Annotated in this window: 12 protein-coding genes and 1 tRNA gene; 4 read left to right on the top strand and 9 right to left on the bottom strand. The window is 46.4% G+C overall.

Going from position 1 to position 10,663, the window contains the following annotated elements; all coding sequences use genetic code 11:
• Positions 1-227: 227 nt before the first annotated feature.
• The 4 genes from QZ323_RS13960 to QZ323_RS13945 form a co-directional block, all read right to left on the bottom strand.
• Positions 228-300 (bottom strand) — tRNA-Trp (locus QZ323_RS13960).
• A gap of 186 nt (positions 301-486) precedes the next feature.
• Positions 487-1,062 carry a uracil-DNA glycosylase family protein gene (locus QZ323_RS13955; RefSeq protein WP_294635310.1) on the bottom strand — a complete coding sequence of 192 codons (576 nt, stop codon included), beginning with the start codon at positions 1,060-1,062 and terminating at the stop codon, positions 487-489.
• A gap of 297 nt (positions 1,063-1,359) precedes the next feature.
• Positions 1,360-1,986 (bottom strand): hypothetical protein, encoded by a 627-nt coding sequence (locus tag QZ323_RS13950; RefSeq protein ID WP_294635309.1) that lies wholly within the window; start codon positions 1,984-1,986, stop codon positions 1,360-1,362.
• Positions 1,987-2,469: 483 nt separating this feature from the next.
• Positions 2,470-3,111 (bottom strand): ATP-binding protein, encoded by a 642-nt coding sequence (locus QZ323_RS13945; RefSeq protein WP_294635308.1) that lies wholly within the window; start codon positions 3,109-3,111, stop codon positions 2,470-2,472.
• Positions 3,112-3,266: 155 nt separating this feature from the next.
• On the opposite strand from QZ323_RS13945, the gene QZ323_RS13940 reads away from it, so the two are divergent.
• The 3 genes from QZ323_RS13940 to QZ323_RS13930 all read left to right on the top strand — a co-directional run bounded on the left by QZ323_RS13940 (position 3,267) and on the right by QZ323_RS13930 (position 5,796).
• The gene (locus QZ323_RS13940; protein ID WP_106068360.1) at positions 3,267-3,440 is read left to right on the top strand and encodes a histone H1; all 174 of its coding nucleotides are present in this window, start codon (positions 3,267-3,269) and stop codon (positions 3,438-3,440) included.
• Positions 3,441-3,574: 134 nt separating this feature from the next.
• Complete coding sequence (locus tag QZ323_RS13935) at positions 3,575-4,843, top strand: putative DNA modification/repair radical SAM protein (protein WP_294635307.1); 1,269 nt, start codon at positions 3,575-3,577, stop codon at positions 4,841-4,843.
• Between the two features lie 182 nt (positions 4,844-5,025).
• A complete protein-coding gene (locus QZ323_RS13930; protein ID WP_294635306.1) occupies positions 5,026-5,796 on the top strand; it encodes a TIGR03915 family putative DNA repair protein in 771 nt (256 codons plus the stop codon).
• Between the two features lie 145 nt (positions 5,797-5,941).
• On the opposite strand, the gene QZ323_RS13925 is transcribed toward QZ323_RS13930, so the two are convergent.
• The 4 genes from QZ323_RS13925 to QZ323_RS13910 all read right to left on the bottom strand — a co-directional run bounded on the left by QZ323_RS13925 (position 5,942) and on the right by QZ323_RS13910 (position 9,100).
• Positions 5,942-6,922, bottom strand: coding sequence for a lytic transglycosylase domain-containing protein (locus tag QZ323_RS13925; RefSeq protein ID WP_294635305.1), 981 nt, complete (start codon positions 6,920-6,922; stop codon positions 5,942-5,944).
• A 325-nt stretch (positions 6,923-7,247) separates the two neighbouring features.
• The gene (locus tag QZ323_RS13920; RefSeq protein WP_294635304.1) at positions 7,248-7,709 is read right to left on the bottom strand and encodes a GNAT family N-acetyltransferase; all 462 of its coding nucleotides are present in this window, start codon (positions 7,707-7,709) and stop codon (positions 7,248-7,250) included.
• A gap of 6 nt (positions 7,710-7,715) precedes the next feature.
• Positions 7,716-8,141: a secondary thiamine-phosphate synthase enzyme YjbQ gene (locus QZ323_RS13915; RefSeq protein WP_294635303.1), complete on the bottom strand. Its 426-nt coding sequence runs from the start codon at positions 8,139-8,141 to the stop codon at positions 7,716-7,718.
• 104 nt (positions 8,142-8,245) lie between these two features.
• On the bottom strand, positions 8,246-9,100 hold the full coding sequence (locus QZ323_RS13910) for an ion transporter (protein ID WP_294635302.1): 855 nt from the start codon (positions 9,098-9,100) through the stop codon (positions 8,246-8,248).
• Positions 9,101-9,283: 183 nt separating this feature from the next.
• Between QZ323_RS13910 and QZ323_RS13905 the strand changes: the two genes are divergently transcribed.
• Complete coding sequence (locus QZ323_RS13905; protein ID WP_294635301.1) at positions 9,284-9,748, top strand: MaoC family dehydratase; 465 nt, start codon at positions 9,284-9,286, stop codon at positions 9,746-9,748.
• A gap of 222 nt (positions 9,749-9,970) precedes the next feature.
• Here the strand turns inward: QZ323_RS13905 and QZ323_RS13900 are convergent, their stop codons facing one another.
• Positions 9,971-10,447 carry a GNAT family N-acetyltransferase gene (locus tag QZ323_RS13900; RefSeq protein ID WP_294635300.1) on the bottom strand — a complete coding sequence of 159 codons (477 nt, stop codon included), beginning with the start codon at positions 10,445-10,447 and terminating at the stop codon, positions 9,971-9,973.
• Positions 10,448-10,663: the final 216 nt, after the last annotated feature.

The raw sequence follows: 10,663 nt of genomic DNA, 5'->3' as shown, positions 1-10,663 counted from the left end.
GGCAACACTATACTCTTGACATCTTCTTCGCCCACCGGAAAAATCCGCTGACCCACTATTGCTGCTAAAGGAGAACCTTTTCTTTGTCTTGAAAACATTTTTTTCTACGTTTTTCAGGCATGAAAACGTAGGATGTTAAACAATCAAGGATTAAAAGTGTCCGACTTTCGTCCGACTTACAAACGGTAAAAAGCCGCAAGTGATTGACTTACAGCTTTTTACCCTTGCACGGGAGGAGAGGCTCGAACTCCCGACACCCGGTTTTGGAGACCGGTGCTCTACCAACTGAGCTACTCCCGTGTTTGCGGTTGCAAAGGTAATGCAAAGTTTTAAATAAACAAGAGGTCTACGCAATTATTTTATAGATAAAAGATCACAAAGAGGATAATGACAATACGAAATAATACATTATCAAGTAATCAACGGGAAATTAGAAGGAATTATTCGAGAATCTCCCACTCGATAACCTCTCAAACGAGAGCGCCATCACAACATTTGTAGATCTTGATACATCAAGCGATAGGATGCCGCTTTTTTCTCCAAGGCAAGCGGATAAGCACGCGAAGAAGAAGGCATCCGGTAAAGACGCATAGGTTTTCCTTCAAAAAGAAATTCTGAGAAATCCCCCACTTTAGGTCTTTCAAGGCAGAACAGACTACATAAAGTCTCGGTAGCTTTTTCACCCGTTGTTACAATCGCCTTGCATACCGGAATCTTATGAAGCAGGGCTTTCACATCCGTAGGCTTTACTACTTCCAAATACTTATCGGAAGCATTGTCCTGCAACCGACGTATCGCCGTAGCCGTATCAAACAAAGCAATACCTTTTTCCTGAAGAAACCGGATAATACGTTCTTTATCGAAAACTTTTGCCGCTTCATTCAGAAAATAAGTTTTGTCATTGAAAAACAGCAACCCCGTAATCCGCCACATGTCGTTATTCCAATTAGGGTAATAAAACTCCATTGACCAGCGTTTCTTCTGGGGTGGAAAACTCCCTAACATCAACAATCGGGCATTGGCAGGGAGAAAAGGCTCTAAAGGATGTTGCTCTACTTCCATTCTTATATATAAAATCATTATGGAAAGAAGTTATTAGGAGACAATGGAGATTATCGCTTCGTTCACTTAGGAGTTAAAGCTAATACTTTCGGAATTTGAAAATGGGAAATGAAGAGTTGAGCACATTATCAGTCAATGGTAATGCATTTAACTATCAATTTTCAACTTAACAAACTCTCGACTTAATAAGCTTTCGACTTAATATACTTTCAATCCTCCATTTAATAAGACTTTCAACAGAACAAGTGTGTTGACCAACAACTCCCGTTAACTCCTTTCCCGCTTTCTGATCAGGATTTACTTTTCTTCCTTATCGTTACTCTTTTTTTCCTGTTTGGCAAACAAGATGATGTTATATACATATTCCGTCATCCATTGCTCCGAATAGCCCAAACGCTCCTTATACTGGCGTATAGCCATAGCTGTTTTATGCACATCATCTTTCTTCCAGACGCTCTTTGTGCAGATATCATGCACGGTCTTTTCAGTCATACTGCGCAATGCCCCTCTAAAGAAAGAAGGTACACGGAACTTCCACTGCATCAAGTTGCCCATCAGCATCATCAAGTCTTGCGAGAAACCCTGATACATGAACAGATATGCCTGTACGTCATTTTGTGTACGGCAATGCTTCTTCACGGAAGCATCTATCTCTTTAAAGAAACTTTCACTCAGTCCATAGTCCTGCATCAGCATTTTGCGCGAAGCCGCCTTTTCGGCTTGTCCTAACCGCCCACCTTGAGTCGGAACTTTAAATAGACGTTTGAAATTAGCGACATCCGGAACGAAACGGATATTGGTAATGCCTAAATTAGCGGCAATTACAGATTGAAAATAGACACGTGTCAGTGAAACAAAATCCTCTACATTTTTAGAAGAGACTGTTTCGGAGTTTTTTTTAAATAATCTGGAGAATATACCCATGTGATTTATGATTTATGATTTATCAATTGTCAACTGCTAATTATCAATTGCCAACTGTCAACTGTTAATTATCAATTATGGCTGCAAAAATACGAAATAAGTTGATTTACACCAATAGTTGCATAAATCATATTACTCAAGTTTCGCAAGCTCAACTTTCGCAGGGAACAAAAGGATATGAGAACAAAAGAATAAAAGAACAAGGAGACGAGAAGATGAAGAGACAAGGGAAAATGCTTGCTTGTCATAAAACCAAGAGTTATAACCCATACTTTTACTTTACTCCCTATAAACTTGTGAACTGAGCCATTATAAACTAAGTCATTGTAAACTGAACCTTTGTAAACAGAGAGAGGTGTCAAAACTCCTTTTTTGAGAAAATCACCCCTGCTACAAATAGCTTTAGCAGGAATGATTCTTTCAATTTGGACATTATGACACTTCCTCTAAAACATAACATAATAAGAATACATCATAGATACCTCACTTTAGCCTGAAATGAAATTTATGTCCCTCAAATACCGGCTCTACAATCTCAAAGCGGATCAGTTTCGCCAGCAAATGTTCGGCGGCACGCCTCGACAGATGCGCCAACTTACAATATTGGTTCAAAGAAAGGCACTCATTTTTCTCCAAGAGGTCAAGCAACATTTTTTCCCGCTCGGTATAAGCCATCAGCTCACCACGCGGATTACAGCTTTGTTGCCACACCCGCAAGTGTACCGACGTGGCAAGTATGTTTTCGTCTTTGATACGCAAATAAGCCAACGGTTTTCCCGTTTCGTCTTTAGCATAAACAGGTTTTCGCAAGCTCTCTTCAATCTGCACCACCAGCACATTGCGACCTTCGGCATGAAAGGTCCGCATGCTATAGTTCACCTCCGGCAGACAATAGATTTGTGCAGCCGCCTCTATCATATATTGCTCTTCATCGGAACGCACTCCGGCTATTTTTCCGTTGTCCTTTACTCCGATAAGCAGCCGTCCGCCATCCGTATTGGCAAAAGCGGAGAGTGTTTTCGCTATCTTCCGCGCATCGGATATTTCAAACTTAAAGTCCTGCTTTTGATGTTCGCCTTCGGCAATAAGCAGATGTATATATTCTGTATCTGTAAGGGATTTCATGCCTGCAAAAGTAGATAAAAAATGCAAGAGGATGCTTTTTTGTGCTATTTTTACGGATAAATTCAAAAAAAATATTGTTTTTCTGCATTTATTTCAAGAAAGAATGTATTTTTGCCAAACATTATTAACGAAGTAATACTAATAAGAAAAGGATTATGAAAGAATTAGTTGAAAAAGTTGCTGAATTGTATGCAGCATTCGAGAAAGATGCAAAAGCTCAGTTGGAGAATGGTAACAAAGCTGCTGGTACTCGTGCACGCAAGGCTTCTCTGGAAATTGAAAAGGCTATGAAGGCTTTCCGTAAAGCATCTTTGGAAGCTGCTAAATAATAGCAAGCTTACTCAGGACATGAAAAAGACTGCTCTCGTACAGAGTAGTCTTTTTTCATGTCCTTAACCAACCTCTGTTTGCTTCATACTTTCCGAATTACTATTTTTGATCGCAGTAATATCGAGTATCTGATATGAATGAGAACGTCCTTAATAAACTGAAGATACTGGCTGAATCAGCTAAATATGATGTATCGTGTGCCTCCAGCGGAACCGTACGTTCCAACAAGCCGGGCATGCTGGGCAACACTGTAGGCGGATGGGGCATTTGCCACAGCTTTGCCGAAGACGGCCGTTGCATCTCCCTGCTGAAGATAATGCTGACAAACTACTGTATCTACGATTGCGCCTATTGCATCAACCGGCGCTCCAACGACCTGCCACGCGCTACGCTTGCCGTAAGCGAGCTCGTAGACCTGACGATGGAGTTCTACCGCCGTAACTACATAGAAGGACTGTTCCTCAGCAGCGGGGTTGTCAGAAATCCCGACTATACGATGGAGCGTCTAGTACGTGTGGCAAAAGACCTGCGCACCATCCATCGTTTCAATGGCTATATCCACTTGAAGAGTATTCCCGGAGCCAGCCGTGAGTTGGTGAACGAGGCGGGATTGTATGCCGACCGTCTCAGTGTCAATATCGAAATCCCGAAAGAGGAGAATCTGAAACTGTTGGCTCCGGAGAAGGACCATAAAAGCGTGTACGCCCCGATGCGTTACATCCAGCAGGGGGTCTTGGAGAGTTCGGAGGAGCGGAAGAAGCACCGTCATGCGCCACGTTTCGCACCTGCCGGACAGAGCACTCAGATGATTGTGGGGGCTACGGCAGAGACGGACAAAGACATCCTGCATCTTTCGTCGGCTCTTTATCAGGGACCTACGATGAAGCGGGTCTACTATTCCGGTTATATCTCCGTGAATGCGTACGATACTCGTCTGCCTGCTTTGAAGCAGCCGCCGTTGGTGCGCGAGAACCGTCTTTACCAGGCGGACTGGTTGATGCGTTTCTACCAGTTCAAGGTAGAGGAAATAGTGGATGATGCTTATCCCGACCTGGATTTGGAGATAGATCCTAAGTTGTCGTGGGCTTTGCGTCATCCTGAGCAGTTCCCTGTAGACATCAACCGGGCGGATTATGAGATGTTGTTGCGCATTCCCGGGGTTGGGGTAAAGTCGGCAAGACTGATCGTTGCCTCCCGACGCTTCTCCAGATTAGGGTTCTATGAGTTGAAGAAGATGGGGGTGGTGATGAAAAAGGCGCAATATTTCATTACGTGTCACGAGTTGCCGATGAAGACCGTGAACGAAATAAGTCCGCAGAGGGTACGCAGCCTGTTAATCGCCAAGCCCAATAAAAAGAGAATGGACGAAAGGCAATTGCTACTCGATTTCCGGGATGAATAAGGGCGTCGTTCAGAGAATAAGAAAGCCGCTGCTTAATAATAAAAGAGCCGCTTCCTAATAATAAGAGGTGTCATTCTCTGACAATGAAGATATAATGAAAAGATTGTTCCCTGATAATGAAGATGTAATGAAAATACCGTTTCCTGATAACAGAGATATCGTTTCCTTAAAAATGCAGCTTTATGATTGTGTTCGTTTTTGACAATACCTTCGAAGGAGTGTTGACGTGCGTGTTCGAGGCGTATTCCCGCCGGAGTTTTCCTGACATCATCCTGCCTGAGGGCGAGCCGTTGCCTTTGTTTCACGACGAGGTGTTCACGGTGATTACAGAAGAAGAGAAGGCAGGACGCGTGTGGCGTGGCCTGCAGAAGAAGCTCTCCCACGGTGCCCTGTCCTGCCTTGCCCAGTGCTGGCTGGCGGAAGAGGCGGAGACTCCGATGTTGATATTCCGCTATATCCGCAAGACGATTGACGCGGCTCGCTCCATTGAGACAAACTTTGCCGATGCGGATGTGCTGGCGATGTCGCGCATGTGGAAAAGAGTGGACTGGGAACGTATCCGCCTGATGCAGTTCATCCGCTTTCAGAAATCGGCCGACGGCACTTTCTTTGCGGCGGTCGAACCGGAGAAGAATGCGCTTCCGCTGGTGGTGGACCATTTCAAGGACAGATTCGCCGGCCAGCCGTGGCTGGTGTATGACATCAGGCGTGCATATGGTTTCTATTATGACTTGAAGGAGGTACGGCCGGTCACCTTCGAAGAGGGTTCCCGCGAGGGACATCTTGTCACCGGCATGCTGGACGAGAGCCTGATGGACAAGGACGAAAAGCTCTTCCAGCAACTATGGAAAACGTACTTCAAGTCCATCTGCATCAAGGAGCGGCTGAATCCGCGGAAGCACAGGCAGGACATGCCCGTGCGCTACTGGAAACATCTGACGGAGAAGCAGTGACAAGTATTCTCCGGACAGGCAAAGAAGCCTTGACAAATTCTCTCCGGACAAGCGGAGAAGCAGCGACAAGCACTCTCCGGACAGGCGAAGAAGCCTTGACAAACTCTCTCCGGAGAGGCGCGAAGCCATGCAGCGCGGCACAGTCTCAGTCGATGACCCAATTCTTATTGTAAGGCACTGTCTTCCGTGGGTCATAGTGCATACCTGCCTGCGTAGGTATCTTCAGTACATAGGTGCGTCTGCTCTTGTTTTGCAGCGAGGTGTCGCGCAGCCAAGGATTGGCATCCTTCAGTTGGGCATACGTGATTCCCCGGCTTCGGGCATACTGCACCAGATCGTCGATGGCGGTATCGACCGAGGTTTCCGTGCAGGGGATGGGCGGATAGAGCTGCTCCCGTTTCAGCAAGAAGCCGTAGCGCTGCGGGGCACTGATGATGGCTTTGGCGGCAAGCAGGCGGAACATGTAGCGGGAAGTCTCCTCCACCAGCCAAAGGTCCGTGGCTTGGTCGGCAAGTTGGCGTTTCAGTTCTGTGGAGATGCGTCCCTGTCCGCCGTTGTAGGAAGCAGCCACGCTAAGCCAGTCACCGTATTTCTGATAGGCGTCTTTCAGGTACTTGCAGGCTGCCCGGGTGGCTTTTTCCACATGATAGCGCTCGTCGACATTGGTGTTGACTTCGAGGCCGTACTCCCTTCCGGTGGTCTGCATGAATTGCCACATGCCAGCGGCTCCTGCCGAACTACGTGCAAGGGGGTCCAGGTTGCTTTCTATCACGGCAAGGTATTTGAGGTCATCGGGGAGGCCGTTCTCTTTCAGTATCGGTTCGATGAGGGGGAAGAAGCGGTTGGCGCGCTTGATGGTGAGCATGGTGGTGGAGTGCATGTAGGTGAATGCCAGCTGTTCGCGGTCCATGCGTTCGCGAAGGTCATAGCGTGTCAGGTCTACGTCCTGTCCGGCAAAGCTGATTTTGTCCGGCACGACGGGGGAAGTGACGCAGTAGGGGACTTCCGACTTCACCGACTGTTGTTCCGTGTCTATCGCGCTGTGTCCCAGCAGGAAAGGGAGTGCGACACCTGCACACAGGGCCACCGAAGCGACGAGGATGATATGTATGGAGTTCTTTTTCATGTTCTAAACAGAATTGGGTTTGGAGGACGAATATACGATATTTGCGGGAATGGAGCAAATTTTCTTGGTTCTTTAGATACTCTTTAAATTTTGTTCAGAGAGTGTTTAAGTTGTGCTCAGAGAGTGTTTAAGTTGTGCTCAGAGAGTGTTTGTTTTTTGTTCGGAGAGTATCTATTTTTTATTTGGAGACTGTTTAAATTTTATTCAGTATTGTTTTCGCTCAGGACGTTTTCTATTTTCACCGTTTGGCAACCCTACAGTTCACACTCCGTATTTCTCTCATAACCCTCTCTCAATTCCCTCATAAAACTCTCTCGCAACTCTCTCACAACTCCCCCACCTTCATGTGCAGGATAGGGAAAGGCTTGCCTTGCGCATCCGTTTCATCCCTGCCCGTCACCTCAAAGCCCCGGTGCAGGTAGAACGAGAGAGCCTTCCCGTTCTGCTCGTTGACGTCCACCCGTCGGAGTCCCCTCTCTTCTACGGCAAACCGGAGCAAGGCGCTTCCATATCCTTTTCCATGTTCGTCGGGATGAACGAACAACATCTCAATCAGTTCGTCACTGACTCCCACGAATCCGGCAGGTCGTCCCGCAGGATTCTCTACGACATGGAGTTCCACCGCAGGGAAATAAACGTCGCGGACCAAGGGTTTGTAGAACAGGATATCCTCTTCACTCAAGAAGTGGTGCGTGCTACGTACGGAAGCTTCCCACAATTCCGTCAACGCCTGATAGTCCTGTTCCGTTGCAGGCCGGATGCGGGAGGCCGAAATCTTCATCTCCATAGCCGATTACTGTCCGATGACGGTTGCCACAACTCTTCGTCCCCCACCCCGATTGCGGAATTCGCAAAGATATATGCCTTGCCAAATGCCCATGTTCAGCCTGCCGCCAGTGACGGGTATGGTGAGGCTGTTTCCCACCAACGTCGACTTGGCATGGGCAGGCATGTCGTCATCCCCTTCGCAGACATGCGTATAATAAGTTTCCCGCTCCGGCACCAAGCGATCGAAAATAGCTTCCATATCTGTCCGCACATCCGGATCGGCATTCTCATTGATAGTCAGTCCCGCACTGGTATGCTTGATGAAAAGATGCAAGACGCCTGCCTGCGGCAACCGGGGCAAGTTGCGCACAATCTCCTCCGTTATCAAATGAAAACCTCGCGAACGGGGACGTAAGGTAAACTCTGTCTGAGTAATGAAATTCTGTTCCATCTTATCCTTATGTTATGGTATATTATTCTTTATATTATGATATGTCAGTCTTTATATTATGATATGTCAGTCTTTATATTATGATATATCAGTCCTAAGGCGCGTCATTCAGCTTCCCCCTCCAAGTCGGCTCCGCAATACTTGCAATATTTCGCCGTCTCGTCGTGCCCCCTCCGGTGACAATTGGGACACTCTTTTGCCGCACTCCTTTCCTGTCTCTTCATCAATGACACGGAGACGATGCCCGTGGGCACTGCAATAATCGTATAACCTATCAGCATCACGCAGCCGGACAGGAACTTGCCCAAGCCCGTAACCGGCGTGATATCGCCATACCCCACGGTAGTCAGCGTGACGCACGCCCAATATATGCTATTCGGAATATCGCAGAACTGCGTATCGGGATTTCCGCACTCGACCATATACATCAGCGTCCCGATGCTTATCACCAGAATCAGCACGAACACGAAAAACACAGCTATCTTCCTGCTACTGTCGCGCAGCGCCGTCAGCAGCATTTGCCCTTCTATCCAGAAAGTGAACAACTTGAACACCCGAAAGATACGTATCAGCCTGAAAGCCCTCACTATAAGCAGATAACGCGCCCTGGGCAACAAGAAAGCCAGATAAAGGGGTAACGTCGCCAGCAAGTCAATCAAGCCGAAAGCACTGAAGGCATACTTCACAGGACGTGGCGAACAATACAGCCGGGTGACATACTCGAACGTGAAGAATGCCGTCAGCAGATACTCCATCACAATGAAAGGAGTCTTCAGCCACACCGACAACCCCTGCAGGCTCTCCAATATGACAAGCGCGATACTAAGCAAAATGCACCAGATCAGCACAACGTCAAACAGCTTACCAGCACGCGTATCCGCCTCGAATATAATAACATACAGTTTCCGTTTCAGAGCCTGATCATTCATCAGTGCCGTGAATTTTTCCTTCAGTTTCATCCCTCGTAATGTTTGTCACAAAAATAGGAAAACCTTTTTGATTAGAAAAAAGGATACCCGACTTTTTGCAAGTTGCCGGAATATGAAGTATATTTGTTACCGATTTTCACGCTTGGCGGAGCATGTACAAACAATGCCCGCCACAAGCATTATCAACCATAGAGCTAACTAATATACAGAATAATGGAAAAAGTAATTATCAATTCGTACGAAGACTTAGAGAAACTGGTAGGCCAGCAGATTGGCATTTCCGATTACGTGGAACTCTCGCAAGAACGCATCAACCTGTTTGCCGACGCCACGCTGGACCATCAGTGGATACATGTAGATACGGAACGCGCCCAAAAAGAAAGCCCCTTCAAGTCCACCATCGCACATGGATACCTCACCCTCTCCATCCTGCCCTACCTGTGGAACCAGATCATCGAAGTGAACAACCTGAAAATGATGGTCAACTACGGCATGGAGCAGATGAAGTTCGGCCAAGCCGTATTGTCGGGACAGAGTGTCCGCCTGGTGGCAAAACTGCACGCATTGGCCAATCTGCGCGGCGTGGCGAAAGCAGAAATCAAGTTCACCATTGAAATAAAAGACCAGCCCAAGAAAGCACTCGAAGGAATCGCCGTGTTCCTGTACTACTTCAATTGAGAGCAACTTCGCTGATCAGAAAAATAATGATTCGCCCCACATGTTTTGCGGCAGCTTTGAAACAGTTTTAAAACAGTTTTGAAGCAGCTTTGAAGTTGTTTTGAAGCTGTTTTGAAGTTGTTTCGAAGCTGTTTTGCGGCAACTCTGCAGGAGCGGATAATCTGTTCTGCAATATGCTTTTCTTTTTCGCCACGGAAAAACTTCATCTAAACTCCCGGCATGTCAATCGGGTACAGACGTCCCCTGCTCACGTTTGAAAATAATCTTCAGATAAACCATGTCTCGCAACAGTTTCCCCTCCTCGTAGATGGGATGGTCATAGTTCTTGATGAAAAAATCGGGCATCCGATGAGAGTAAGTGAATCCACACTGTTCGTAAAACGATATAGTACAAGTGCTGTCTCCCGTACCCACTAACATTGTTTGGCAACGATCTTTGTAGTGCTCCAACAGAAACCTCACCAACCGCGTCCCATATCCTCTACGCTGACAATGAGGATAGGTAGCTATATTCTTTATTTCACAAATTCCGTTTCCCTCATCTGTTACCACACAAATAGCCTTTAAGTCCCCATCATAAAGCGCATACATTTCTCCACGCTCCAGATAAAAATCGATCATAGACTCCTGCTCATCTGCAAGAAGGAGAAGTTCAAGAAAATCTTTCCTGTTTCCCAAAATCGGTACGATGTTAATCATATAATATCAACGTTAATAGACTTTTTAGACCGTTCAAAGATAGAAAAACGGGATGAGAAATGCAAATTCCTCTCCACCCACCCGATAGGTTATCCTAAATCGTTTGGTCATCTTCGGATTTTTCTCTATCTTTCCCCCGTTTTTTAACCATCATAACAAAGAAAGAATATGAACTATAATAAGAAAATTGAATACGGTTAACGATAATTAGCATAA

Origin of the sequence: uncultured Bacteroides sp. (genome assembly GCF_910585845.1) — a bacterium.
GTDB lineage: Bacteria > Bacteroidota > Bacteroidia > Bacteroidales > Bacteroidaceae > Bacteroides.
The sequence above is the reverse complement of the archived record's forward strand: the minus strand, read 5'-3'. Positions and strand labels throughout refer to the sequence as shown.